The organism is Janthinobacterium sp. TPC_1, assembly GCF_056037845.1.
The window spans coordinates 2,137,055-2,160,689 of the sequence record NZ_CP195157.1 but is presented as its reverse complement, the minus strand read 5'-3'; the positions used below and the strand labels follow the sequence as shown (position 1 = coordinate 2,160,689).

Annotated in this window: 24 protein-coding genes and 5 pseudogenes; 9 read left to right on the top strand and 20 right to left on the bottom strand. The window is 66.9% G+C overall.

What is annotated here, in order from left to right; translation table 11 throughout:
• Positions 1-16 precede the first annotated feature (16 nt).
• From ACQVLG_RS10580 to pdxR, 4 genes and pseudogenes are all read right to left on the bottom strand, one after another.
• Complete coding sequence (locus tag ACQVLG_RS10580; RefSeq protein WP_474294397.1) at positions 17-514, bottom strand: rhodanese-like domain-containing protein; 498 nt, start codon at positions 512-514, stop codon at positions 17-19.
• 230 nt (positions 515-744) lie between these two features.
• Positions 745-1,602: an FAD-dependent 5-carboxymethylaminomethyl-2-thiouridine(34) oxidoreductase MnmC1 gene (gene mnmC1 / locus ACQVLG_RS10575; RefSeq protein ID WP_474294396.1), complete on the bottom strand. Its 858-nt coding sequence runs from the start codon at positions 1,600-1,602 to the stop codon at positions 745-747.
• 100 nt (positions 1,603-1,702) lie between these two features.
• Positions 1,703-2,944 (bottom strand): annotated as a pseudogene (locus ACQVLG_RS10570) (DNA-3-methyladenine glycosylase I); the annotation flags it as partial.
• Between the two features lie 38 nt (positions 2,945-2,982).
• The gene (gene pdxR / locus ACQVLG_RS10565) at positions 2,983-4,464 is read right to left on the bottom strand and encodes a MocR-like pyridoxine biosynthesis transcription factor PdxR (protein ID WP_474294394.1); all 1,482 of its coding nucleotides are present in this window, start codon (positions 4,462-4,464) and stop codon (positions 2,983-2,985) included.
• Between the two features lie 105 nt (positions 4,465-4,569).
• On the opposite strand from pdxR, the gene ACQVLG_RS10560 reads away from it, so the two are divergent.
• From ACQVLG_RS10560 to ACQVLG_RS10550, 3 genes are read left to right on the top strand one after another with little or no spacing between them, the layout of a single operon-like run.
• Positions 4,570-5,031 carry an OsmC family protein gene (locus ACQVLG_RS10560; protein ID WP_474294392.1) on the top strand — a complete coding sequence of 154 codons (462 nt, stop codon included), beginning with the start codon at positions 4,570-4,572 and terminating at the stop codon, positions 5,029-5,031.
• The gene (locus ACQVLG_RS10555; protein ID WP_474295931.1) at positions 5,032-5,265 is read left to right on the top strand and encodes a hypothetical protein; all 234 of its coding nucleotides are present in this window, start codon (positions 5,032-5,034) and stop codon (positions 5,263-5,265) included.
• Entirely contained in the window at positions 5,160-5,684 is a 525-nt protein-coding gene (locus ACQVLG_RS10550) for an FMN-binding negative transcriptional regulator (RefSeq protein ID WP_474295607.1), read from the top strand. Before ACQVLG_RS10555 ends, ACQVLG_RS10550 begins: the two co-directional genes overlap by 106 nt.
• Positions 5,685-5,779: 95 nt before the next feature.
• Here the strand turns inward: ACQVLG_RS10550 and ACQVLG_RS10545 are convergent, their stop codons facing one another.
• Together ACQVLG_RS10545 and ACQVLG_RS10540 are read right to left on the bottom strand one after the other, a co-directional pair.
• Positions 5,780-6,217 carry a CHRD domain-containing protein gene (locus ACQVLG_RS10545; RefSeq protein ID WP_474294390.1) on the bottom strand — a complete coding sequence of 146 codons (438 nt, stop codon included), beginning with the start codon at positions 6,215-6,217 and terminating at the stop codon, positions 5,780-5,782.
• Between the two features lie 169 nt (positions 6,218-6,386).
• Positions 6,387-6,943 (bottom strand): annotated as a pseudogene (locus ACQVLG_RS10540) (winged helix-turn-helix transcriptional regulator).
• Positions 6,944-7,184: 241 nt separating this feature from the next.
• Between ACQVLG_RS10540 and ACQVLG_RS10535 the strand changes: the two are divergent.
• Positions 7,185-7,421 carry a hypothetical protein gene (locus ACQVLG_RS10535; protein WP_474294388.1) on the top strand — a complete coding sequence of 79 codons (237 nt, stop codon included), beginning with the start codon at positions 7,185-7,187 and terminating at the stop codon, positions 7,419-7,421.
• Here ACQVLG_RS10535 and ACQVLG_RS10530 read toward each other — a convergent pair.
• From ACQVLG_RS10530 to ACQVLG_RS10505, 6 genes are read right to left on the bottom strand one after another with little or no spacing between them, the layout of a single operon-like run.
• Positions 7,418-8,428, bottom strand: coding sequence for a Csu type fimbrial protein (locus ACQVLG_RS10530; protein ID WP_474294386.1), 1,011 nt, complete (start codon positions 8,426-8,428; stop codon positions 7,418-7,420). The genes ACQVLG_RS10535 and ACQVLG_RS10530 overlap by 4 nt on opposite strands.
• A complete protein-coding gene (locus ACQVLG_RS10525; RefSeq protein ID WP_474294384.1) occupies positions 8,428-9,120 on the bottom strand; it encodes a fimbria/pilus outer membrane usher protein in 693 nt (230 codons plus the stop codon). Before ACQVLG_RS10525 ends, ACQVLG_RS10530 begins: the two co-directional genes overlap by 1 nt.
• 2 nt (positions 9,121-9,122) lie before the next feature.
• Positions 9,123-10,622, bottom strand: a complete 1,500-nt coding sequence (locus ACQVLG_RS10520; protein WP_474294382.1) for a fimbria/pilus outer membrane usher protein — start codon at positions 10,620-10,622, stop codon at positions 9,123-9,125.
• A complete protein-coding gene (locus tag ACQVLG_RS10515; protein WP_474294380.1) occupies positions 10,619-10,771 on the bottom strand; it encodes a hypothetical protein in 153 nt (50 codons plus the stop codon). The genes ACQVLG_RS10520 and ACQVLG_RS10515 overlap by 4 nt, the downstream gene beginning before the upstream one ends.
• Positions 10,772-10,807: 36 nt before the next feature.
• A complete protein-coding gene (locus ACQVLG_RS10510; RefSeq protein WP_230541329.1) occupies positions 10,808-11,536 on the bottom strand; it encodes a fimbrial biogenesis chaperone in 729 nt (242 codons plus the stop codon).
• A gap of 12 nt (positions 11,537-11,548) precedes the next feature.
• Positions 11,549-12,079 (bottom strand): Csu type fimbrial protein, encoded by a 531-nt coding sequence (locus ACQVLG_RS10505; protein WP_230541328.1) that lies wholly within the window; start codon positions 12,077-12,079, stop codon positions 11,549-11,551.
• Positions 12,080-12,427: 348 nt separating this feature from the next.
• Between ACQVLG_RS10505 and ACQVLG_RS10500 the strand changes: the two genes are divergently transcribed.
• Entirely contained in the window at positions 12,428-13,240 is an 813-nt protein-coding gene (locus ACQVLG_RS10500; protein WP_474294377.1) for a response regulator transcription factor, read from the top strand.
• Here the strand turns inward: ACQVLG_RS10500 and ACQVLG_RS10495 are convergent.
• From ACQVLG_RS10495 to ACQVLG_RS10480, 4 genes and pseudogenes are all read right to left on the bottom strand, one after another.
• Positions 13,237-15,126, bottom strand: a complete 1,890-nt coding sequence (locus ACQVLG_RS10495) for a TonB-dependent receptor (protein ID WP_474294375.1) — start codon at positions 15,124-15,126, stop codon at positions 13,237-13,239. The two genes, ACQVLG_RS10500 and ACQVLG_RS10495, sit on opposite strands and share 4 nt — an antisense overlap.
• A gap of 257 nt (positions 15,127-15,383) precedes the next feature.
• Positions 15,384-15,722, bottom strand: a pseudogene (locus tag ACQVLG_RS10490) (TonB-dependent receptor plug domain-containing protein); the annotation flags it as partial.
• Between the two features lie 413 nt (positions 15,723-16,135).
• Positions 16,136-16,726, bottom strand: a complete 591-nt coding sequence (gene pnuC, locus ACQVLG_RS10485) for a nicotinamide riboside transporter PnuC (protein WP_230541325.1) — start codon at positions 16,724-16,726, stop codon at positions 16,136-16,138.
• A gap of 450 nt (positions 16,727-17,176) precedes the next feature.
• Positions 17,177-17,593 carry a hypothetical protein gene (locus tag ACQVLG_RS10480; RefSeq protein WP_474294372.1) on the bottom strand — a complete coding sequence of 139 codons (417 nt, stop codon included), beginning with the start codon at positions 17,591-17,593 and terminating at the stop codon, positions 17,177-17,179.
• Positions 17,594-17,603: 10 nt separating this feature from the next.
• On the opposite strand from ACQVLG_RS10480, the gene ACQVLG_RS10475 reads away from it, so the two are divergent.
• Complete coding sequence (locus tag ACQVLG_RS10475; protein WP_474294370.1) at positions 17,604-17,726, top strand: hypothetical protein; 123 nt, start codon at positions 17,604-17,606, stop codon at positions 17,724-17,726.
• 5 nt (positions 17,727-17,731) lie between these two features.
• Here the strand turns inward: ACQVLG_RS10475 and ACQVLG_RS10470 are convergent, their stop codons facing one another.
• Together ACQVLG_RS10470 and ACQVLG_RS10465 are read right to left on the bottom strand one after the other, a co-directional pair.
• Positions 17,732-18,433, bottom strand: coding sequence for an isochorismatase family protein (locus ACQVLG_RS10470; protein WP_207780966.1), 702 nt, complete (start codon positions 18,431-18,433; stop codon positions 17,732-17,734).
• A gap of 52 nt (positions 18,434-18,485) precedes the next feature.
• A complete protein-coding gene (locus tag ACQVLG_RS10465) occupies positions 18,486-19,352 on the bottom strand; it encodes a pirin family protein (RefSeq protein ID WP_474294368.1) in 867 nt (288 codons plus the stop codon).
• A gap of 119 nt (positions 19,353-19,471) precedes the next feature.
• Here ACQVLG_RS10465 and ACQVLG_RS10460 point away from each other — a divergent pair.
• The 3 genes and pseudogenes from ACQVLG_RS10460 (at position 19,472) to ACQVLG_RS10450 (ending at position 22,211) form a co-directional block, all read left to right on the top strand.
• Positions 19,472-20,383 (top strand): annotated as a pseudogene (locus ACQVLG_RS10460) (LysR family transcriptional regulator).
• 46 nt (positions 20,384-20,429) lie between these two features.
• Positions 20,430-20,582: pseudogene (locus ACQVLG_RS10455) on the top strand (metallophosphoesterase); the annotation flags it as partial.
• Positions 20,583-21,719: 1,137 nt separating this feature from the next.
• The gene (locus ACQVLG_RS10450; RefSeq protein WP_474295929.1) at positions 21,720-22,211 is read left to right on the top strand and encodes a metallophosphoesterase family protein; all 492 of its coding nucleotides are present in this window, start codon (positions 21,720-21,722) and stop codon (positions 22,209-22,211) included.
• Here the strand turns inward: ACQVLG_RS10450 and ACQVLG_RS10445 are convergent.
• Positions 22,208-22,381 (bottom strand): hypothetical protein, encoded by a 174-nt coding sequence (locus ACQVLG_RS10445; protein WP_230541319.1) that lies wholly within the window; start codon positions 22,379-22,381, stop codon positions 22,208-22,210. The two genes, ACQVLG_RS10450 and ACQVLG_RS10445, sit on opposite strands and share 4 nt — an antisense overlap.
• Before the next feature lie 265 nt (positions 22,382-22,646).
• Positions 22,647-23,591 carry a subclass B3 metallo-beta-lactamase gene (gene bla, locus ACQVLG_RS10440; RefSeq protein WP_230541318.1) on the bottom strand — a complete coding sequence of 315 codons (945 nt, stop codon included), beginning with the start codon at positions 23,589-23,591 and terminating at the stop codon, positions 22,647-22,649.
• Between the last annotated feature and the right edge of the window lie 44 nt (positions 23,592-23,635).

Below are 23,635 nucleotides of genomic sequence, written 5' to 3'. Positions count from 1 at the left end.
GGTTCCGGGAAGAGGTTTAATCTTGCAGCCAGGGCAGCGCATGCCAGCGCCAGCCGCCGCTGTGGCCGCGCTGCTGATGTGCGTCAAGGTCGCCCTCGAAGCCTTGTGCGATATTGAAGACGTGCGTAAAACCGGCCTTGGCCGCCGCTTCGGCGGCTGCGGCCGAGCGCTTGCCGCTGCGGCACAGCAGCACCACGACGGCCTCCTTGCCGCCCGCCTTCGCTTCGAGCTCGCGCACAAAGCGGGGGTTGCGGTTCATGGCCGTGCCGGTGGCCCACGCCACGTGCAGCGAGGCGGGCACGTAGCCGACAAAAGTGCGTTCTTCATTCGTGCGCACGTCGACCAGCACGGCTTTGCCGGCCTGCACCAGTTGCCACGCATCCTGCGCGCTGACGATGCCCGCATACGGCAAGCCCTGCGCCTGCGCCTGGGCGCGCGCGAGATTGAGCACTTCGTCAAAGGCCGCCTCGCCGTGCGCGGCGCGGGGGTCGAAAATCAGTTCTGCAGCAGCCATGGTTCCACCTCTTTAATCCGTCGTCAAAAACCAGCACGAGTCCACTGTAGCGAACTTATGTTGTTCGGAAAACAAATTAAAAAGAGTTTGGAAAGCTGAAAAAAACAGATATAGGGATGACGCGCGGAGCGTCCGCATAGGGGGTCAGCCCCTCATGTGCGTTGGCGCCAGGCTTTGCGTCAGCGGTGTTGAGGGTCTGACCCCAGCCGTCGCCTGCTCTGCGCCAACGCTCAACCAGCGCGCCGGCGCTCGCGCAACAGGAAGCGCGCAGGATCCAATGCGGCGGCAAGCGAAGATTCCAGCGGCAGCGGCTCCCCCTCCAGCTGGCACGCCAGCAGCTCGGCCGCCAGCGGCGCCCAGATCAGGCCGCGCGAAGCGTAACCGAGCAAGCCATGCAGACCGGGCCAGCGGGGTACGTCGCGCAGGCGCTCGCAGCGGCCCGGCGCGCCGGGGTCGGGCAAGGCGCCCGCCAGCGGCAAGCGGTCCGGCGCCACGCAGCGAAAGCCCGTGCGGCCGGCCAGCGGCGCGTCGAACGGGGCGACGTCCAGGATGCCGGCGATCTTCGCGATATTTTCTTCCTGGCTCGACGGGCGCAGCGTGGCGTCCGCGTCCGCGTCGTAGCTGGCGCCCACGCAGACGACGCCCTGGTGCGCCGGCGTCATGTAGGCTTCGCGGCAGACGACGAACGGCAGCGATGGCAAGCTGCCTTCGGCCAGGTGCGTGACCTGGCCGCGCACGGCGTCGAGCGGCAGGCCGGCCGCCTGTTCAAAGTGTACGGCGCCCGTGCCCGCCGCCAGGATGACGGTGGGCGCGGCGGCGATCAGGGCACCGTCCGCATCGCGCACCAGCCATTCGCCGTCGCCGCGCTCCAGGCGCAGGGCGCTGCTGGCAAAGCGCCGCGTGAGCAAGGCGCCGCAGGCGTCCAGCATGGCCGCGCAGACGGAGGACGGGCGCGCCCAGCCGCCCTGTGCGAACCACCAGGCGCCATCGGACGCCGGCGCGCCCAGCATGGCGGCCGCTTCGGGCGCTTCCAGCCAGCGGGCGAAGCCGGGCGGATACAGGCCGCTGCCGGCGATTTGCCGCTGCACCTGCGCATGCGCGCCATCGCGCGCGCAGTTGCAGCACGCCGCATTGCGCGCCGTCAAAGGCAACGCCGATGCCGCCCAGGTCTTGCCAGTAGCGCAGCGAGTACAGGTAGGCGGCGCGCACCAGGCGCGTGGCGATATTGTCGTCCTTCGACAACTGCGGCATGAAGATGCCAGCCAGGTTGCCCGACGCTTCGCTGGCCGGCTGGGCGTGGCGTTCGATCAGGGTCACCTGCCAGCCGCGCGCGGCCAGCCGTTCGCAGGCGGCGGCGCCGGCCACGCCCGCGCCGACGACGATGGCGCGCCGCTCGGGCGCCACAACTGCCACGTGCTCTGCGCGCCGCGCATAGAACACGGCGCGCAGCTGGCTCTCGTCAAACACAAAGCCATGCTTTTGCAGGGCCGCGCGCTGCGCTTCCTCCAGGTGAACGGCTTGCAGACGGGCGCCGTCGGCCATCAGGCGCGCCAGCACCGGCGTGGCTGCCGGCACCCAGGCCAGGTGTACTTCATCGACACGCGCCGACAATTGCGCCAGGCAGGCATCGGACTCGCCGATCAGCACATCGAGCGTGACGAGACCGTCGCGCGACACCATGCGGTGCAGGCCCGGCACGCAGGGCGGCCACTGTGCGCGCCACGGCTCGGGCAAGTGGCTGGCATCGACGGGACGCGGCGCCAGCGCGATGTAATGCAGCTTGCGGCCGCCATGCGCGGCGCAGGCGGCACGCAGGCGCGCGCCGTCGAAATCCGTGTCGAGCAGGACGTGTGCGCGGCGCATCAATGCCCCGCGCGGCAAAAGCAGGCGGGCGCGTGGTCGTTGACCATACCGATGCCCTGCATGTAGGCGTAGATGATGGTCGAACCGACGAACTTGAAGCCCAGCTTGAGCAAGTCTTTCGACAGCTTGTCGGACAAGGCCGTCGTGGCGGGGAATTCGCCCGGCTGCCAGCTGTTGACGATGGGCTGGCCATCGACGTACGCCCACAGGAAGCTGTCGAGCGTGTGGCCCTCGGCGCGCGCGCAGGCGCAGGTAGGCTTGGGCATTCGTGATGGCCGCCGCCACCTTCAGGCGGTTGCGCACGATGCCGGGGTCCGCCAGCAGTTGCGCCACCTTGTCCGGGCCGTACGCGGCGATTTTTTCCGCATCCCAGCCGTCGAAGGCGGCGCGGTAGGTGTCGCGCTTGTTGAGGATGGTTTCCCAGCTCAGGCCAGCCTGTGCGCCTTCCAGGTTCAGCATCTCGAACAGCCGGCGCTCGTCGTGGCAGGGCACGCCCCACTCCGTGTCGTGATACGCAAGGTAGCGGGGATTGGCCGGATTGGCCCAGGCGCAGCGGATAATAGTCATGGTCGTCGTCTTCATGTGCAGGCAAGTCCCAGTATAGATTATCGGCCGCGCAGGATGCGCCCCAGTTCCTGCAAGCCGTGCGCCATCTCGGCCGGGGGAATGGCCGCAAAGCCCAGCAGCAGCCCGGGCGGCGTGGCGCATTCGGGCCCCGCCGCCGGATCGGCATAGTGGCCCAGCGGGCGCAATTCGATGCCCCGCGCCAGTCCCGCGCGCGACACCGCTTCCTCATCGTGATCGCCGCGAAAATACGCGCACAGTTCCAGCCCGCTGTCGGCCGGACCGCACGCGATCTGGTCGCCCAGTTCGTTTGCCAGGCCGCGCACCAGCAGGTCGCGCCGCTCCGCATTGCTGTCGCGCGTGCGGCGGATATGCCGGCCAAAGTGGCCCTCGGCGATGAAGTCCGCGAGCGCCATCTGCGGCACGATGGCCGTGTGGCGGTCCATCACGGCCTTGGCCTGCACCAGCGCCTCGGCCAGCGCGGGCGGCGCCACCATGTAACCGAGGCGCAGCCCGGGAAACAGCACTTTCGACAGGGTGCCCACGTAGACCACGCAGCCGGCCCGGTCCAGGCTTTGCAGCGAGGCCAGCGGCGCGCCCGTGTAGCGGTATTCGCTGTCGTAGTCGTCTTCCACCAGCCAGGCTTTGTTTTGCGCGGCCCAGGCCAGCAGGGCCAGGCGGCGGGGCAAACTCATGCTCACGCCCAGCGGCATCTGGTGCGACGGCGTCACGTAGGCCAGCTTCGCCTGCGGGCAGTGCGCCACGCCGTAGGCCACGTCCAGCCCCTGCGCATCGACGGGGACGGGAAACACGCGCGCGCCGGCCGCGCGCAGCGGGCCGCTGGCGCCCCGGTAGCCGGGCGACTCCATCCAGGCAGACTCGCCCGGCGCCAGCAGGATGGTCGACAGCATGAACAGCGCCTGCTGCGAACCGGACGTGATGACGATCTGCTGCGGCGTGCACTGGACGCCGCGCGACGCCTTCAGGTACACGCACAGCAGTTCGCGCAGCGGCAGGTAGCCGGCCGGGTCGCTGTAGCCGAACTGGTGGTCGGGCCGGCGCCAGCGCCGCGCTTCCAGGCGGTTCCACACGTCGAATGGAAAATGGTCGATACGCGGCATGCCGACGCGGAAGGCGCGCAGCGGGCCCCGGTGGAACGCCACCTGGCGCATGGCCGTCACCACGCCCTGCCCGCGCGCCGACAGGGGCCGCAGCAGGCCGGGCGCCGCTGCCGGAGCAGGTGCCGACAGCGGTACGTCGACGCTGACAAAAGTGCCGCGCCCCACGGCGCCATCGAGATAGCCTTCGGCCGTCAGCAGCGCATACGCATTGAGCACCGTCTGGCGCGACACGGCCAGCAGGCGGCAAAACTCGCGCGTGGGCGGCAACTGCATGCCGGGATGCATGCTGCCATCGAGGATGGCCGCCTTGATGGCCGCATACAGCTGGCGGAACAGCGGCTCGGCCGCGCCGCGCTGCAGCGGCAAGGCGGCGATGATGTGGAGCAGATGGGAAGCTGGCATGGAGGCATTCTAAAATTGGTAGCTTCAAGATAGCACTTATTGGCTGTTTTAAATAGCCAAGACTGGCGCTAAGATGGCGCATCCCCTCACTCTTGCGGAGCACCCATGCATCAATTTTTCGCCACCGTGGCCTGGCAGCGCGACGGCCAGGATTTCGCCGGCCAGCGCTACAGCCGCGGCCATGAATGGCGGTTCGACGGCGGCTTGCGCGTGCCCGCCTCGTCGTCGCCCCTGTCCGTGCCGCTGCCCATGTCGGTGGCGGAAAATGTCGACCCGGAAGAGGCGCTGGTGGCCGCCACGTCGAGTTGCCACATGCTGTTCTTCCTGTCGCTGGCTGCGCAGCGCGGCTACGTCATCGACGACTACCGCGACGATGCCGTCGGCGAACTGGGCAAGAATGCACAAGGCCGCCTGGCCATGACGCGCATCGTGCTGCGCCCGCGCATCGCCTTCGCGGGAACGCCGCCCACGCCCGAGGCCTTGGCCGCCCTGCACCACGATGCGCACGAGCGCTGCTACATCGCCAATTCGCTGACGGCCGACGTCGTCGTGCAAGGAGTCCACTGAATGCACACGCCCTCCTCCTTCCGCGAAGAGCGGCTCGACGTGCTGCATGGCCTGATCGACGCGCATCCGCTGGGCGCGCTGGTGCGCCACGCGCCGATGGCCTGTGCGCCGACCATCTGCCGTTCGAGATCGCCGCGCCCACGCTTGACGCGCCGTTCGGCATCCTGCGCGCCCACGTGGCACGCGCCAATCCCGCGTGGCGCGCCGCCGGTGCGGGCGACGACTGCATGGTGATCTTCCAGGGGCCGCATGCCTACATCACGCCCGCCTGGTATGCGGAAAAGCAGCGCAGCGGCAAGGAAGTCCCCACCTTCAACTATGCGGTGGTGCACGCGCACGGCCCCCTGCGCGCCATCGACGATGCGGCATGGCTGCTGGGATTGGTGGAGCGGTTGACGGCGCGCCATGAGGCCAATCAAGCCGCGCCGTGGAAGGTAAGCGACGCGCCGGCCGGCTATATCGACAAACTGCTGAAAGCCATCGTCGGCATCGAAATCCCCCTCACGCGCCTGGAAGGCAAATGGAAGCTGGGGCAGAACCGCAGCCTGCAGGACCAGGCCAGCATGGCGCAGGGCCTGGCGCAGGGCCATCAAGCCGGCGCGGCGCAGGCGCTGGGCGCGCTGATCGCCGCCAACGTCAGCTCAGCCAGCTGACGGCCGCCGAAAGGGAAAGGTGATGGCGAGGATGGCCGGCATGGAGCGCCATTGTAGCGCGCCCCCGTGCGGCATCCCCTGGCGCCGGCGGCCGGCTATGGCTTGAGCTGGACGCGGATCTCGCCGGCCGGATAGGCGGCGCTGTGCACGTTCACGTACAGGTTGCCGGCCTGGTAGCTCGCATACTGGGACGGCGTAAGCATGGCGCCGGCCGGCACGGCAAACATGCCGGCGCTGGTCTGCATCAGGGGCACGATGACGGGGCCGTTGGCGCCCGCTGGCGCTTCATGGATATGCGCGACAGTGGCCACCATGCCCGTGTAGCGCACGCCGCCGCTGACGCTGCGGTCGTGGGCGACGCGAATATCGCTGTGGCCGCTGGCCGTGCTGGTGTTGGGCGGCACTTCCTGCGCGCCCGTCAAGGTGACATCATGGCCGCCCGGGTGATGCGGACCATGGGAACAGGCGCCCAGCAGGACGGCCAGCGCCAGCACGATGGCGGCGCGGCGCACGGGTTGTTGCAATGTGCTCATCGCAGTACTCCTTCAACGGACATCGGATCACGGATGGCGCCCTGCCCCGCACAGCGGGGCCTGCGCCGCGTAGCGCGCAAAAAAATCTTGCCGTAATACGACGGTAACGCCATACCGCCGTGTCCGCTTTGCTGTGCGCCAAACCTGATGCTCGCCCGCTGCCGCACCCTCAGGCCAGATGGCCTTCCGCCACCCAGCCCCGGTTGGCGGGCGGCGCCTTCGGCTTGGGCGCGATGCCGCTGCTTTTTTCCGCATCGAGGATGATGCTGCGCATGCTGTCGCTGGCGGCCGGCCCCGGCGCGAACGCATAGTACTCGTCATTGATGGGCAGGCCCGTCGTGGCGTCGACCAGCACCGGGTCGGCGGCCAGGCCCGTGTCGCGGCTGGCAATGACGAGGCTGGCGCTTCCGGAGCGAAGTTTTCATTCCCCCAGGCAATAAAAGCCAGCAAGACGGGCTTGAAGGCGCGCCCCGGCTTGGTCAGCACATAGTCGTAGCGGGGCGGCTTGGCGCAATACAGGCGGCGCGTCATCAAGCCCCCTTCCACCAGGTCGGCCAGGCGGCGCGTCAGGATGGTGGGCGCGATCTTGAGGCTTTTTTCAAATTCGTCGAAACGCGTCTTGCCGTAAAACGCTTCGCGCAGGATGAGGATGCTCCACCATTCGCCCACCTTGCCCAGGCTGCGGGCAATCGGGCAGGGCAAATTATTAAAGTTGGTATGTTTCATGACCGTCTCCTCACGTTGATCCAACACAACAATTAAAAAAAATCTTACGGTTGCCACACGGAAACTTAGTTACTATTGTTTTGCAAGCCGTTTCCCGCCCCGGCGAGCGCTTGAAAATACGCGAAAACTCACACTTTTCTTGCTCCAGTACAATCATGCCCAGTCCAGCTTCTCCCACCCGGTGCGCAAAACGGCGTCAGAGAATGTTGTTTCCCGTCCGTTTTCACCTGATACGCTTACGATGACTCCTTTGAAATTTGCCGTCCTGCCAATCTTGCTCACCCTGTCCCTCTGCCAGACCACCGCCGCCGCCACCGTTTCCTCCGCATCGTTCCAGGCCACCTTCGTCGTCCACGAAGCGTGTACCGTCGTCTCGCAGCGCGGTAGCGCCCAGGTGCGCTGCCAGCACAACACGCCGTATCTGCTGCAACAGCAGGCGACGCCATCGGACAGCGGCCTCGTTACCATCACGTTCTAAAAATAAATCGTTGCCGTCACCGTGTCCTTGTAGTCGCCGGGGCGCGGCGACACCTGCGCCGGCACGCGGCCGTAAATCGTCAGCGGCACGCTGGCGCCCGTGCCCGTACCCGTCACCATGCTGGTGCCGGCTGTGCCGTCGCCCCACAGCGGGCCATCGAGCGTGGCTGACAGCAGGTAGCTGACCTTGTCCGTCGTCGTTAAGATGTTTTTCATTTGCCGGTTGGCCACATCGGCCGCCACGCTGCCGCCGTTCAGGGCAATCTGGTAGGCATTGTTGTTCACGCAACGCACGGACAAGGTGCTGCTGCTGCGCAAGTTGCCCGTCAGGATGGATGCGTTGGCAAACGCCATCGGCGTGGCCGTGATGGTGCAATCGTTGACGGCGGTGGCATTCACCGTAAAACCGAAGCTGCCGCTGCTGGCCGTGCAACCCTGCAAGTTAATCAGGCCATACGTCGTGTAGGTGTACGTGCCCACGCCGGCAAAGCTCGATGTATAGACGGTATTGGCGTTGGCGACCGTGGGCACGGCGGCCAGGGCGCTGCCGGCAGGAATCTTCGCGTACACGGTAAAGGTGGTGGAATACGTGCCGGGCGGGGCCAGCAGGCCGGCCGACAGGATCATGCCGAACGTCGATGGCGCGCCCGCCACGCCGGCGCCGCCCCAGATCTTCGCCGTCGCATACGAATTGTCCACGTACACGTTGTACTCCATGCGGTTGCTGCCGTTGCCCAGCTTGCGCGGCAGGGCCGAGGTGGAGTTCGTGCCCAGCCCCAGCGAGATGCACACTTGCGCATTCGGCGTGAGCAGCTGTCCCAGGTTCAGCGAGGAAAACAGGCAGCTGAAGGTGCCCGTTGCCTGCGCCACGTAATCGCTGCCGGAAATCGGGCTGACGGTGCCGAAATCGATGTTCGTCATGCTGACCGTGCAGGTATCGGCCGCCCGCGCCGCGCCGCCCCAGGCGCAGCCCAGCAGCAGGATCAGGCATGGCAGCAGGCGGCGCATCAGCGGCCTGCCCCGGCGCTGGCAGCGCAGCGCAGCGGGCCGATCACGGGCAAGCCGCCCGCCGCCGGACGCGCATAGGCAAAACGCACCGTGCAGGCGCTGTCGCCCTCGCCCAGCTGTAATTGATTCTGTTCCCGCAAATCGTCGACGAAAACGATGCCGTCAAATCCCACCACCGTCTGCTTGCCGCTTTGCACGTGCAGCACGGGCAAGCCCGTGGCCAGCGGCTTGCCCTGCGCATCCTGGACGATGACGGTGGCCGCGCTGTAGCGCTCGATGGGAAACGCGGCCAGCACGCCCGCCAGGTGTTGCGGCACAACATTGATATTTGTCACGGGTACGCGCGCGTCGACGTCGAGTTCCTCCGTGGCGATGCTGATCTGGTTGTTGCCATAGGGATTCAAATTCGGCACCAGCAGATAACCGCCGCTGTCCGTCACGCCGATCTGGCGGTTTTCATGCAACACGGGAATATTTGCCACGCCGCCCGTGGACACCAGCGCAAAGCCGTTGCCCACCTGGCGCGCCGCCTCGACGTGGCCATCCATCAGTACCAGTGCGCCCGCCGCGCCCAGCGAGGAGGCATTGCCCATGCTGCTGCTTTGCGTGCGCGCACTCACGCGGCCGTCATTGCCCAGGTATTCCAGCTGCGCCTGCCGGTAGGCGTTGCCGCCCGCCGTGCCAGCCTGCACGCTCAGCCGAAGCCGCCGCCGAAGTCCGCCGCGCGCTGCGCGCTGACGCTGCGGCCGCTCTCGCCGTTTTGCCGGCTGCTGTTCACGCTGAGGGCCAGATTGTTGTCGAAGGCCATGCTCAGGCCGAAGTAAAAGCCCCGTTTCTCGCGTTGCCGCAAATCCTGGAACAGGCTGGCGTTGAAGAACAGGCCGTGAAACAGGGTGGCCGAATAGCCCATGGTGGCCAGCTTCGATGGCGGCGCGCCGGGCGTACGGTAGCGGATATAGCTGCTGCTGATGCTGCTTCCTGCCGGCAAGGGCAAGCTGACGGTGAGACGGTCCGCCGCGCGCACCACGGGGCTGCCGTCGCGCGAGGCCAGGTCGCCAAAGCGGGCGCTGGCGCGCACGCTCTGCACATCGATGCTGACGCGCGGCCCCATGTACTGGTAGCCGGCGCCCAGCTGCGCACCGCGGCTGCGCCCGGCACTGGCCGACAACGAACCGTTGAGCACGCCCGCCTGGCCCCGCCGCACCAGCGCGCCCGCCCCCGCCTGGTACAGGCCGGCCGCCAGTTCCGCATGGCCTTCGATGGTGAAGTGATCGCTGACGCCATGGCGGCCAGAAGCGCTGGCGACCAGTTGCCGCTCATAGCCGAACAGGCGGCGGCCATAGTCGCGCCGCACGGCGCCCGCCTCGACCGAATAATCGCTCAAGCCGCTGGCCAGCATGCGCGTATCGACATACAGGGGCAGCACGGTCGTCACGCTGCGCCCCAGCGCATCGCGGGTGATGAGGGTGGCTTGTCCGGCGCCATTGATGCCGGCCACTTGATTCAGGACAAATGGACCGCTGGGCACGCTGGCCGAATATTGCTGCACGCCATTCACATACAGGCTCAGCGACGACGGCACCAGCGCCGTGCCATCGACGGAGGCGACGGGAAAGGTCAGCAGGTCGGGGCGCAGCTGGAAATTCTTGCGCCACTGCACGCCGCCCACGCGCACGGCGCGGCTCCAGCTGAGCGAGGAGGAAATCAAGTCGCCCACCTGCCACGTTTGCAGGGTCTCGGGATCGGCATGGCTCCAGAAGGTGTCAAAACGCATGTACTTTCGCTGGTCCGCGCCCAGGTTCACCGTGCCGGTATTGCTGAAAACACCGCTGTCATTGAAATAGCGCAAATCATTGAACAGGGCGGCACGCCGCGTCTGCCCCAATTCCGTATAAGCTTCGTAATTGAGGACGGCGCCGGGCGTGACGCGCGATGGCGGCGTCTGCGCCGCCGGGCGCGCACTGATGCGGTAAGGCGAACGCAAGTCGTCCGCCACCTGCAGCGACACGCTCTGGCGCGCCGCATCATATTCATAGCTGAGTCCGGGAATCGCATCGAGCGCCACCTCGGTCTGACCGGACGCGACCAGGCGCGCCGGGTCCAGCCCCAGCTCCTGCAAGTTCGCCACGCTGCTGCGCAAGGTCTTGCCCACCTGGGTAAAACGCAAGATCAGCCCGGTTGAAACAGCATTCACATTACCTCCAGATACAGTTCATTCGGCGCCGCCGGATCGGTGGGCAAGCTGGCCGGCCCCGGATCGGCGCCCGTCACGGCCGCCGCGCCATCGGCCCGGGCCAGCGGCGCCATGACCAGCAACAGCAACGCTGCCAGCACGCGTTTCATGCTTCACGCCGGTCGCGCCCGCCATCGCGGCCATGTTCAAGGTGTCGAATTCTTGGCAATGAGCGCCTTCGCATTGACATTCACCGCAATACTCAACGGCCCATCCAGTTCAGCCTCCCTGGCGACGGGCAGGCGCCATACGCGCATGCGTTCGGCCAGGACATAACCAAACAGCCCCTTGCTGACGGTAAACTCCTTGCCCGCCTGGTTCGTGAACGTCATCGCACCGATCTGCGCATGGACATTGCCGCTGTTCTTGATACGCAACATCCACTCGCCCCGCTCGCGGAAGACTTGCCAGTCGAGCACTTCCTTGCCCGGCGCAGCGGCCGGCAGCACGAACACGGGCACCGAATAGCGCAGGCGGATATCGACGCCGCTGCGGCCCGCATCATCTTCGCGGCTGACTTCATCGATGAGCACGCGATACGTCTTTTCCTGCGCGACAGGGCCAGCCTGGGCACGCACGAGGCGGATGGTCTGGCGGCTGTTGGCGGCGATTTCGACGATCGGCGGACTGGCCACCAGCTCCTGCGTCGGCGCCAGCGTTTCCTCGCCATCGCGCTGGTCCCAGGCGAACACCCGCACCTGCCCGTAGATGGGCTGGTCCCCGAGGTTTTGCAGATTGATGCCGGCCGCACTCTGTACGGCGCGCAACGTGAGCGTCACCGGCGAAATCTGCAGATTGGCGCCGTTCGCGCCCGCAGCGCAGCAGGCCAGCAGCGCCAGCACGCTTTTCATCAGGGAATTCGAAGCGGCCTTCACGCAGCGCCTGGCTTAAAAGTAAACGGTGGCCGTGATGGTCGACTTGTAGGTATCGGGCGCCGGCGTCGCTTGCGGCGGAATGTTGCCGTACACCGTGATCGGCTGCGACGAACCGTTGCCGGTGCCGCCGACGGTATTCGTGCCCTGCGTATCGCCCCACAAGGTGCTGCCGGCCGTCTGGTACAGGTTAAATTGCACCGTCCCCAGGTTGCCGCCGGTGCCGCTCAGGTAGCGCGTGGTGCCGCTCGAGCCCGTGCCCGTGCCCGCCGTCAAGCCCACGTTGTACGGCGTGGTATTGGTGCAGGTGACGTTCACGGTCGTATTGACGTTCACGGCAGTAGCCAGTACGCCCTGACTTTGGCCAAAGTCGAGATTGGCCGCCGCAATGGTGCAATTGGCGATGATTTTCAGGGTGACGTCAAAGGTCGTGGTGTTGCTGCCGTTCAGATACACGGCGGCATCGGCGTAGCCAGGCAGGAGGGCCGTAGCGGCAAGGACGACACTGGCGGCAGCGGTCAAGCGGGGTGAAATAACTCGCAACATGATACCTCCTGATGACGAAACATCATTAATGCGCCCATCGGCATGAAGGGCTCGAGGATAGTCACGGTATTGCCGGCGTTTTCTGGGGCACGCAAACCAGGACGACAAACTACGCGCGCCGAGAGTCAGGAACCCGGGGACTCCGGCACTTTTTGCAGCATTGGCAAAACAGATTTTTTGGCAAGCGACATTGCTTAAAATCAATGCATGAGTGAATTATTGGCGATCTGGGAAATCGGCGCTTCTTCTGGCGGAGAAACATCTTTTGAAACACGAGAAAAGCAGAAAAAAAAGAAAAAGCGAGGCATAATAAGCCACAACTTGCTATTTGGTTAAGTCATCCATGCCATGCCATTGACCAGCGAAACCATCAAAAAAAACATCTTGATCGTGGACGATTCCGCGTTCGAGCAGCGCATGCTGATGGAACTGCTGAGCGAGCAGCCCTACCGTTTCAGCATCGCGTTCAATGGCTACCAGGGCTACCAGCTGGCGCTGGCCACGCATCCCGACCTGATCCTGCTCGACGTGCGCATGCCGGAAATGGATGGCTACACGGCGTGCCGGCTGCTCAAGGCGAATCCCGAAACGGAATCCATTCCCGTGATTTTTCTCAGCGGCGCCGATGCCGCCAAGGAGCGCATCATGGGCTTGCAGGTGGGCGGCGTCGACTACATTTCGAAGCCGTTCACGCCGGAAGAACTGGCCGCGCGCATCCATATCCACCTGGGCTTGATGCGTAAAAGCAACAGTACCTTGCCGGCAGCAACGCCGATCAGCGACAAGCTGCAGCATCCCGACCTGGTGTTCGTCAATGCCGTCAAGCAACTTATCCTCGACAACCTGGGCAGCCTGCCCAACCTGTCCGAAATCGCCCGCAGCGTGGGCACTTACCGCGAAAAGCTGACCCTGATGTTCCGCGAGCAGACGGGCATGACGGTGTTTGCCTTCATCCGCGAAGCGCGCATCGCGCGTGGCGTGGCGTTGCTGCAACAGACCGAGATCGACGTGCAGGATATCGCCCTGCTGATCGGCTTCCACAACGCGGGCAACTTCGCCACCGCCTTCCGCGAACGCATGGGCGTCACGCCCAGCGCCTACCGCCAGCGCCTGCAGGAGCAGACGGGCCAGCGGCAGGTGTCAAACGGCCACCAAGCCTAGAACTTATAGTTCAGCTTGAGCGACGCGAAGCGGCCGCGCGGGTCGCTCTGGGTAAAATCGAAGCCCGATGCCGAGTAATCCCACGGCGCGCGCTTGTTGGCCAGGTTCTGCACGATGAAGGTGACGTTCGCCGCTGGCGTGACTTGCCAGCTGCTGGTCACGTCGAAGGTGCTGAAGGCGGCCACGGACTCGTCGAGGTGCGTGTTTTGCGCATAGCTGCCCACGTAGTTCCAGGTGAGCGTGGACGACCACTTGCCCTGCTCCCACGTGGCCGAGGTGACGCCGCGCCATTTCGGGATGGAGCCGAAATAATTGGTGCCGGCGCCGTTCGTCAGCGGCGCGCCGTCGGACAGCGGTTCGGCAAAGCGCAGCACGCGGCTCAGCTGGCCGGCCAGGGTCAGCTTGCCCCAGTCCTGGTCGACGAAGCGCTGGCGCAGGTCGAGATCGATGCCCGACACGTCGCGCTGGCCCTGGTTGCGGAACTGGCGGTACAGGGTCGTGATGCGGCCATCGGCGCCGCGCGCGACCTTTTCCGGCGACGTCAATTCATTGTCCAGGGTGGTGGTGGCGCTTTCCGTGCCGATTACGCCTTCCTGCCGGATGCGGTAGTAATCGAGGCCGATGCTGGAACTGCTGGTGGGTGAAATCACCACGCCCAGGTTCAGGTTTTTCGAACGCTCGGGGCGCAGCGCCGGATTGGCGATGGTGATGACCGTCACGCCGCGCGACAGCGTCGGCGTCAACGGGTCGCGCGGATCGATCACGCCGGTATAGCTGACGGCCGTGCTGTCGGTGATTTCCGGCAGCGACGGGGCGCGGAAGGCGCGCGAGACGGTGCCGCGCAGCAATAACCAGGGCGCCGCCTGATAGCGGGCGCTGGCCTTCGGCGAAAACGCATTGCCGAAATCGCTGTAATGGTCGGCGCGTCCCGCCACGTTGACGGACAGGTCCTTGAGCACCGGCACATTGAATTCGGCAAACAGCGCCGACACGCTGCGCGAACCCTCGATGATATTGAGCGCCGGACGCAGTTCCGTGCCCGACAGCACGGCCGTCGAGGTTTGCGAATCCATCTTTTCGCGGCGCCATTGGAAGCCGGCGGCAAAGCCCAGCGGGCCGGCCGGCAAGTTCCAGATATCCTTGGCCGCCGAGAAGTCGAGCGTGTCGAGCGTCGATTCGGCCGGGCGCAGGGTCGACAGGCGCAGGCGGTTGCGCACCGCTTCGCTGTTTTGCGATGGATCAAAGAAATTGTAGCTGCCGTCGGCCAGCACTTTTTCGAATTCGTAGCGGTTGACGAAATTCTGCACCGTCTCTTCCAGCTTGCTGCTGGAATGGGCCACGGCCGCATCCCAGTCCCAGCCCGCCAGGGTGCCCTTGACGCCGCCAGCGCGCGGTAGAACGTCACCTTGTCCTGCTTCAGGCGCGGCCCCAGGTCGAACAGGGTAGCCGTGAACGGCAGGGGCGTCGCGCCCGGATTGTTCGGATGCCCCACGGGCAGCACCACGGGAATCGTGTCGAGCCGCTTGGTGCCGTTGTTCCACGCGCGCAGCGAGCTGCTCACCGTCAACGGCGCGCTGAAGGTCTGGTCGGCGCGCGAATAGCTGTGCAGCAGGTCGACGTAGGCTTCCGTGTCCGCATTCAGTTTCACGGTGCCGCGCAGCGAGGAGTGGATGCGCTGGATGCCCGGGATCAGGGTTTCGTAGGGCGACGGATTGTAGGCCAGCACCTGCCCCGCGCCGTCCGGGTTGATGGCGCTGTACGGCACCAGCTGCAGCGGGCCGCGCACGCCGCCCAGGGTCTGCGTGGGATCGGCACCGGCGTAATTCGTCACGTTCCAGCCCAGGCCGCCGCGCTGCTGCTGGCGGAAATCGGCGCCGCGCAGCCATGCCACGTCGCTTTGCTGCAGCTTGTCGCGCTGCTGCGCATCGACCGAGAAGACCACGCTGTAGCCGTCTTCCTCCAGCTTGCCGAAGCCCGTCTGCAGCGCCGCGCTCTTTTCGTGCTGGCCCGTGCCTTGCGTCGAGCCGCCCCATTGCGCCGTGATGTCCGTGCCCGTGAATTCCTTGTACAGGATGATGTTGACCACGCCGGCCACGGCGTCGGAACCGTAGACGGACGAAGCGCCGTCCTTGAGCACTTCGATGCGCTGCACGGCCGCCATCGGCAGGCTGTTCAGGTCGACGAAGGTCTGCTGCAAATCCTGCGCCGTGGCGTAGCTGGCCACGCGGCGGCCATTGACGAGGATCAAGGTGTTTTGCTGGCCGATGCCGCGCAGCGACAGGCCCGAGGTGCCGGCCGAGAAACTGCCCGTATATTGTTCGTTGTAGCTGTTGCCGCTGTTGGCGGAGATGGCGCGCAGCACGTCCGACACGCTGGTCTTGCCGCTGGCTTTCAATTCCTTGGCCGTGATGACTTGCACGGCGCTGGCGCCCTCCTTTTCGCTGACGCGGATATTCGATCCGGTGACGTTGACCCGCAGCATGTCCTCCTCTGCGTGGGCGATGGTGGCGACGGAGGGAAAGGCGGCGGCGATGGCAAGACTGATGGCGAGTGGTTTGAACATGGTTTCCTCTTCTTGGGATTGCAGCCTTTTTTCGATAAAAAAGGCCGAGCAGGGGCACGCGGACCGGGTAGGCCAGCGGGCAAACGACAACGAAATGGATGGGAATGACTTAAGGGATGCGTGGACGGGCACGCATCGGCATCCACTGCGCCATGCATTGCATGGTCAGCTGGTGCCGGGCGGCATAAAAACAGGTAGAAAGGCTAAAGCGCAACATAAAAGACACCGGTAAGCGGGGAAAGGCCACTATATCCCGGTGTCTTTATGGCGTGAACGAATTAAAAATTGATTGTATATACGATTTGAATCTAAGGACTTGGTATGTGGCAATATCAGGCGTCGGGAATCGCCGCGGACGCCTGCGCCGCACGGCGTGCCTGCACGCTCCACCAGTACCAGGAAATCACGGCGTTGACCCAGTAGGCCGCATACAGCACGGCCGTCAGGTGCAGGCCGCGGCTGTAGTAAAGGGGCACGGCAACGGTGTTGACCAGCAGCCAGAAAGCCCAGGTCTCGATGCGCCGGCTCATCAGCAGGAATTGCGCGATGATGCTAAATACCAACACGGCCGAATCGATGAAGGGCGCGTAGGCATTCGTGAAGCGGTGCAGCAGCATGCCGTAGATCGCCACGGAGGCGATGCCGGCCGGCACCACCCAGGCCAGGGTGCGCCAGCGCGTGCGCGTGATCGGCAACGGCTTGCCGCCCGCGCCGCGGCGCCATTGCAGCCAGCCGATGACGCAGGTGACGATGAAAAACAGCTGCAGCATCACGTCGGCGTACAGGTTGACCTGGAAAAACAGCACGGCAAACAGCACGCAGCCGACCATGCCGATCCACCAGGAATGAATATTATTGCGTCCCGCCAGGATGATGGAGGCAGTCATCAGCACATTGGCGGCGATCTCGAGCGGAGCAGTCAAGCGGTCTTCCTTTGCGGGGCAGTGGTGGCACCGCGCCACTATAGCCGATTACACTGCACGGTGTTCGCCGTGCAGGAATGGCGGCATACGGACGGGAAAGTGCAAAAAGCGCGTAAAAAACGAGAAAATGCGGGCCAGGCCGGCCCTCGGCCGCCACAGCCCTTGACTTCCGTGGCCATTCTGGCAAATTGAATATCAAGTTGAAACTCCAGGGAAACACCCGTATGCGCATGCGCCATCTCCTGTTAGCGGCAGTGCTCGGCATATCCGCCCTGCCCGCCGTGGCCTGCCGCATGACGATGGCGCTGGAACAGTGGCCGCCGTATGTCTACCGCGATGCCCAGGGCCGCTATACGGGCCTGGACCTGGAGTTGCTCAAAGCCATATTCAAGGAAGCGCGCGTGTACGCTCGTGACATTGCCGGAACTGCCCACGGCGCGGCGCCAGCTGCTATTCCAGAAAGGGGGGCTGGACCTGATGCTGGCCGCATCCGAAACGCCGGAACGCCAGTCGTATGCGCGCTTTTCCATCCCGTACCGCGACGAAGCCGTGGGCCTCTTCAGCAAATCCGGCGCGCCCGGCAGCCAGCGCCAGATCGCCAGCTTCGCGCAGCTCGCACGCGGCAAGTCGACCTTGCTGGCGCCCAAAGTGGGCTGGTATGGCGCGCAGTACGCGGCGGTCCGGCCCGCACTGGACAAGGCGGGCCGCCTGAATGCCTTCGGCAGCTTCCAGCAAGGCGTGCGCATGCTCGATGCGGGCCGCGCCGACCTGCTGCTGGGCGACGTACTGGCCGTGCGCCACGAAGCGCGCCTGCAGGGTGTTGCCCTGAGCACCCTGCCCTTCCTGGCCCTGCGCGCCCCCGTGCACCTGATGCTCAATGCGCGCACGACCAGCACCGCCGACCTGGCCCGCCGACCTGGCCCGCCTGAACGCCGCCATCACGCGCCTGGAGCAGCGCGGCGCGCTGGCGGCGATACGCGCCCGCTACGACGCGCCGTAAGACGATCAGCCCTTGCTGGCCGCTTCGAGGATTTCCAGCTTGGTTTCGCGGCCATTCTTTTGCACGCCCTGCGCCTTGTCGTAGCTTTCGATCAGCGCGCGGTACGGCGGCACGATGTGGTCGGTCATGATGGCGGCGAACTCCATCGCGTCGGCGCGGTTCCAGGTACTCATCACTTCAGCCAGCACGGCATACGTATCGATCGGCACGGCGCCGGCCTGCGTGACGCGCGCCATGGTGATGTCGGTGGCCATCTTCGACCAGTTGCCGGAAGCGTCGATGATGGCAAACACCTTGTAGCCGGCCGCCAGCGCACTGATGGTGGGGAAAGCCATGCATACGCTGGTGAGCGTGCCGGCGATCAGCAGGGTCTTGCGGCCCGTCTTTTCGATGGCCTCGACCCAGGCCGGGTTGTCCCAGGCGTTGATCTGGCCCGTGCGCGGAATGTAGACGGCGTCCGGGTTGAAATGGTGGATTTCCGGGATCAGGGGGCCATTCGGGCCGTCCGGCACGGAAGCGGTGGTAAACGTCGGCATGTTCGCCAGGCGCGACAGCTTGGCCAGCGCCGTGACGTGGCCGCGCAGCACGTGCTGCTCGATGTCGCGCACCAGCTGGAACAAGCCGCTCTGGTGGTCGATCAGCAGCATGACGGCATCGTCGGGATCGATCATCGGTGGCAAACCTTGGAAGTTGGCGGGGGTGCTCATGGTAGTCTCCTGAAAAACCATGCCGCGGGATGCGGCATGGGTACTGCACAAATTACTTCTCAATGCGGGCGAAGCGGCCGCTGTTGAAATCCTCGAATGCCTGCGCGATTTCCGCTTCGCTGTTCATGACGAAGGGGCCATGGCCGACGATGGGTTCATCGATCGGCTCGCCGCTCAGCAGCAGCACCACGGCGTCGTTGTTCGCCTCGACGGTGATGCTGTCGCCATCGCGCCCGAACAGCGCCATCTGCGCTTCGCGCACCACGCTCTCGCCATTCACCAGCACCGTGCCGTGCAAAACGATCAGCGCCGTGCTCCAGCCGGCGTGCACCGGCAGCTCCGTCAGCTTGCCCTGGGCCAGGCGCACATCCCACACCCGCATCGGCGAAAACGTGCGGGCCGGGCCATGCTGGCCAGCGAAGTCGCCGGCGATCACGCGCACCGAGCCGGCATCGTCGGGCAGCGCCACCGTGGGAATCGTGTCGCTGGTGATGGCCTGGTAGCCGGGCGCCGTCATCTTGTTTTTCGCCGGCAGGTTCACCCACAGCTGCACCATTTCCAGCGTGCCGCCCGACTGCGTGAAGGCAGGCGAGTGAAACTCTTCATGCAGGATGCCGGCGCCGGCCGTCATCCATTGCACGTCGCCGGGGCCGATCACGCCGCCCTGGCCCGTCGAATCGCGGTGCGCCACTTCGCCCTTGTAGACGATGGTCACCGTCTCGAAGCCGCGGTGCGGGTGCGAGCCGACGCCGGGCGGACGCGTGCCGGGCGCAAATTCGGCAGGGCCTGCATAGTCGAGCAGCAGGAAGGGGCTCATCTGCTTGCCATGGCCGTTATACGAAAACATCGAGCGCACGGGGAAACCGTCGCCGACCCAGTGCTGGCGGGGTGCGCTGTAGATACCTGTGACTGTGTTCATCTCGATCTCCTGTTGGGGTTTGCATTACGATGGAGACAGGTTACTCTTGCAACGATAGAGGCGGTAGACGGCAAAATTTGCCATCAGCGTTCCAAAAATAGAACGATCAAGGAGGCGGCATGCAGGATCTGAACGATTTGTATTACTTTGTGCAAGTGGTCGACCATGGCGGCTTCGCCCCGGCCGGGCGCGCGCTGGGCATGCCGAAGTCCAGACTGAGCCGGCGCATCGCGCTGCTGGAAGAGCGCCTGGGCGCGCGCCTGCTGCAGCGCACGACGACGCGCATTTTTCCGTCACCGACTTGGGCCAGACGTTTTACGAGCATTGCAAGGCGATGCTCGTGGAAGCGGAGGCGGCGCAGGAAGCGATCGAACTGACGCGGGCCGCGCCGCGCGGCACGGTGCGCCTGTCCTGCCCCATCGCCCTGCTGCATTCCCTGGTCGCGCCCATGCTGGCCGGCTTCATGCGCGAGCATCCGCAGGTCACGCTGCTGCTGGAAGCGAGCAACCGCCGCGTCGACCTGGTGGCCGAAGGTATCGACGTGGCCATCCGCGTGCGCCCGCCGCCGCTGCCCGACAGCGACCTGGTGCTGCGCGTGCTGGCCGAACGCAGCCAGTGCATGGTGGGCAGCCCCCTGCTGTTCGCCGGCGCGCCGCTGCCGAAGGCGCCAGCCGACCTGGCCGACTGGCCCAGCCTGGCCCTGGGCATGCCGCAGCAGCACTACCAGTGGGATTTATATGGCCCGGACGGCGCGCGCGCCCAGTTGCGCCACACACCGCGCTTCGTCACGGGCGACATGCTGACCCTGCGCGACGCGGCCGTGGCTGGCGTGGGCGTGGTGCAGCTGCCAACCAACCATGATGATTACCGAACAGGTGGCCAACGGCAGCCTGCTGCCGCTGATGGAGCAATGGCGGCCGCAGCGCGAAATCATCCACGCCGTCTTCCCGTCGCGGCGCGGCCTGCTGCCCGCCGTGCGCGCGCTGATCGACTACCTGGCGCACAGCTTCGCCGCGCTGGAGGAAGAGTGACGGTTTTCAGGTACGATGGCGTATTCCCGAATCGCCTGGATGCCGCATGCGTTTATTGATTTTATCGGACCTGCACCACGAGCTATGGCGCGAGGAAGCGCCGCAGGGCGACCTCGCGCTCAGCCGTCCCGACGCCGTGATCCTGGCCGGCGACATCGACACGGGCGCCCGTGCCGTCGCCTGGGCCTCCACCGCGTTTGCGGGCCTGCCCGTGCTGTACGTGCATGGCAACCACGAAGGCTATGGCCACCACCCCCCCCCCCCCCCCCCCCCCCCCCCCCCCCCCCCCCCCCCCCCCCCCCCCCCCCCCCCCCCCCCCCCCCCCCCCCCCCCCCCCCCCCCCCCCCCCCCCCCCCCCCCCCCCCCCCCCCCCCCCCCCCCCCCCCCCCCCCCCCCCCCCCCCCCCCCCCCCCCCCCCCCCCCCCCCCCCCCCCCCCCCCCCCCCCCCCCCCCCCCCCCCCCCCCCCCCCCCCCCCCCCCCCCCCCCCCCCCCCCCCCCCACCCCCCCCCCCCCCCCCCCCCCCCCCCCCCCCCCCCCCCCCCCCCCCCCCCCCCCCCCCCCCCCCCCCCCCCCCCCCCCCCCCCCCCCCCCCCCCCCCCCCCCCCCCCCCCCCCCCCCCCCCCCCCCCCCCCCCCCCCCCCCCCCCCCCCCCCCCCCCCCCCCCCCCCCCCCCCCCCCCCCCCCCCCCCCCCCCCCCCCCCCCCCCCCCCCCCCCCCCCCCCCCCCCCCCCCCCCCCCCCCCCCCCCCCCCCCCCCCCCCCCCCCCCCCCCCCCCCCCCCCCCCCCCCCCCCCCCCCCCCCCCCCCCCCCCCCCCCCCCCCCCCCCCCCCCCCCCCCCCCCCCCCCCCCCCCCCCCCCCCCCCCCCCCCCCCCCCCCCCCCCCCCCCCCCCCCCCCCCCCCCCCCCCCCCCCCCCCCCCCCCCCCCCCCCCCCCCCCCCCCCCCCCCCCCCCCCCCCCCCCCCCCCCCCCCCCCCCCCCCCCCCCCCCCCCCCCCCCCCCCCCCCCCCCCCCCCCCCCCCCCCCCCCCCCCCCCCCCCCCCCCCCCCCCCCCCCCCCCCCCCCCCCCCCCCCCCCCCCCCCCCCCCCCCCCCCCCCCCCCCCCCCCCCCCCCCCCCCCCCCCCCCCCCCCCCCCCCCCCCCCCCCCCCCCCCCCCCCCCCCCCCCCCCCCCCCCCCCCCCCCCCCCCCCCCCCCCCCCCCCCCCCCCCCCCCCCCCCCCCCCCCCCCACTCGACAAGGTGCGCCAGGAGTTGCGCGCGGCCTGCGCCGCCACGCCGAACGTGCATTTTCTCGACGCGCCGATACCCACCTCATCACCGACCAGGCAGGCAAGCAGGTGCGCTTCCTGGGCGCCACCCTGTGGACGGATTTCCGCCTGCTGGGCGACGATACGCGCCAGTCCGCCATGCGCGACGCGGAAGCCGTCATGAACGACTACAAGCGCATCCGCCTGGCCAACATGGGCTTTCGCAAGCTGCGCGCAGCCGACACGGCCATGTTCCACGCGCAGCAAAAAGCCTGGCTGGCACGCGAACTGGCGCAGCCGTTCGACGGCCACACCGTCGTCATCAGCCACATGGCGCCGTCGCTGCGCTCGGTCGACGACGCCTACGGCAGCGAGGGCTGCTCGCCTGCCTACGCTTCGCGCCTCGATGAGCTGGCCGCGCAGGCGGACCTGTGGGTGCATGGCCACATCCACGCCTCGCGCGACTACCGCATCGGCCAGTGCCGCGTCGTGGCCAACCCCTGCGGCTACAAGTCACGCAGCGGCGCGCCGCAAAATTGCGCTTTTGATCCGAACTTCATCGTCGAGCTGGCCCCGCGTTAATCCTCCGGCTTCAGACGCCCCGCCAGCCATTGCTGCAGGCGGTGCTTGCCGGCCCGCCGCGCCGCGCGCGGCGACGCCTCCGACTGGTGCGCGCCGGCGCCGCCGCGCAGCCTGGCGGCCGCCACCAGCGGATTGCGCGGCTTGGACGCGGCTTTTACTTTGATTTTCATGCTGTTTCCTCTCAACCCGGTCGTGCAAAACAAAAAACCCCGGCGAGTTTCCTCACCGGGGTTTGAAGGACACCGGCCCGGGATCGGCAATGCTGCCGTTGGCCCCGAGCGTCATGCGCGGGGCTAGTGGTCGTACGACTTGCTGCCAGCCTGCTCGAACATGGGTTTCCTTTCTATTTGATGGTTGATCTGCACTGCGGATGACGATTCTGCGCCGTATGCTGCAGTGCGTCAAGCGCTTTGCATGGTATATGCAACAACGTTGTTATTTTGTCTCGGCCGCTTTTTCTTTCGCGATGCGCGCATCGAGCTTGACTTCATTTTTGGCCGCGTAATTGCGGCACGCCTGCGCATCGACGAAGGGATTCGGCGTGACGCCTTCGAGCAATTGCTTCAGTTTAAGGTCGCCGCCCGAATGGTCGGGGTGCGCCGAGATCAAAATGTCGCACGGCAGTCTGGCGAAGTCCTGCATGACGCGGCGGAAGGCCGGCGTCAGGTCCCCATGGCGCTCATCGCCCAGGTAATGAAAATCGTCGGCCGCCACCGGCGTGAGGCTGGCGCCGAACACCACGTTCAGGCATTCCTGGCGCTCGGCATCCTCGCACGACACCCAGGTCCAGCTGGTGCTGCCCGGCGTATGGCCAGGCGTGTAGCGCGCCGTGACGGTCACCTCGCCCAGTTGCAGGGTTTCGCCATCGGCGACTTCGCGCACGTTTTCCACGGCCGGCATGGGATCGATTTCGCCCGCCTGCGGATCCATGGCGAGCACCGAGCCCGCGCGCAGCGCCTGCGCACCGAGCGGACTGGCGACCACTTGCGCGCCGCTGTCGCGCGCCAGCGCGGCGATGCCGCCCGAATGGTCGAAATGCGCTTCCGTATTCAGGATGAACTTGATGTCTTCCAGGCGAAAGCCCAGCTCGAGGATATGTTCCTTGATGGCGGCCACCGATTGCGGCAGCGCGCCATCGATCAGGATCAAGCCTTCGCGCGTGTCGATCAGCACCACGCTCAAGCCGCCCACGCCCACGTAATACGTGTCGCCGTGGATGCGCGCCGGCTGCTGCGGGCGGTTCCACTGCGCCGCATATGGCGAGGCGATCGGCTGCGTCAATGGATCGATGGCGGGCGGGGCGGCATGCGCCGTCAACGGCAGCGTCATGGCGGCCAGCGCGATGCTGAGCAGGGACTTGGGAAGGAAGAAAGGCGGCATGCGGCTCCAGGAAAATAGGCGGTATGAATCAATGCCACAGAGTA

Excerpts from the sequence above, each read along its gene's own strand:
- ACQVLG_RS10560 (WP_474294392.1), top strand. The coding sequence starts at position 4,570 with ATGCATCAATTTTTCGCCACCGTGGCCTGGCAGCGCGACGGCCAGGAT.
- ACQVLG_RS10500 (WP_474294377.1), top strand. The coding sequence starts at position 12,428 with ATGCCATTGACCAGCGAAACCATCAAAAAAAACATCTTGATCGTGGAC.
- ACQVLG_RS10495 (WP_474294375.1), bottom strand. The coding sequence starts at position 15,126 with ATGGCTGCGCGGCGCCGATTTCCGCCAGCAGCAGCGCGGCGGCCTGGG.
- ACQVLG_RS10535 (WP_474294388.1), top strand. The coding sequence starts at position 7,185 with ATGACTCCTTTGAAATTTGCCGTCCTGCCAATCTTGCTCACCCTGTCC.
- ACQVLG_RS10515 (WP_474294380.1), bottom strand. The coding sequence starts at position 10,771 with ATGAAACGCGTGCTGGCAGCGTTGCTGTTGCTGGTCATGGCGCCGCTG.
- ACQVLG_RS10470 (WP_207780966.1), bottom strand. The coding sequence starts at position 18,433 with ATGAGCACCCCCGCCAACTTCCAAGGTTTGCCACCGATGATCGATCCC.
- ACQVLG_RS10545 (WP_474294390.1), bottom strand. The coding sequence starts at position 6,217 with ATGAGCACATTGCAACAACCCGTGCGCCGCGCCGCCATCGTGCTGGCG.
- ACQVLG_RS10555 (WP_474295931.1), top strand. The coding sequence starts at position 5,032 with ATGCACACGCCCTCCTCCTTCCGCGAAGAGCGGCTCGACGTGCTGCAT.
- ACQVLG_RS10530 (WP_474294386.1), bottom strand. The coding sequence starts at position 8,428 with ATGCGCCGCCTGCTGCCATGCCTGATCCTGCTGCTGGGCTGCGCCTGG.
- pdxR (WP_474294394.1), bottom strand. The coding sequence starts at position 4,464 with ATGCCAGCTTCCCATCTGCTCCACATCATCGCCGCCTTGCCGCTGCAG.
- ACQVLG_RS10475 (WP_474294370.1), top strand. The coding sequence starts at position 17,604 with ATGCGCGCACGACCAGCACCGCCGACCTGGCCCGCCGACCTGGCCCGC.
- ACQVLG_RS10580 (WP_474294397.1), bottom strand. The coding sequence starts at position 514 with ATGGCTGCTGCAGAACTGATTTTCGACCCCCGCGCCGCGCACGGCGAG.
- bla (WP_230541318.1), bottom strand. The coding sequence starts at position 23,591 with ATGCCGCCTTTCTTCCTTCCCAAGTCCCTGCTCAGCATCGCGCTGGCC.
- ACQVLG_RS10445 (WP_230541319.1), bottom strand. The coding sequence starts at position 22,381 with ATGAAAATCAAAGTAAAAGCCGCGTCCAAGCCGCGCAATCCGCTGGTG.
- ACQVLG_RS10505 (WP_230541328.1), bottom strand. The coding sequence starts at position 12,079 with ATGTTGCGAGTTATTTCACCCCGCTTGACCGCTGCCGCCAGTGTCGTC.
- ACQVLG_RS10465 (WP_474294368.1), bottom strand. The coding sequence starts at position 19,352 with ATGAACACAGTCACAGGTATCTACAGCGCACCCCGCCAGCACTGGGTC.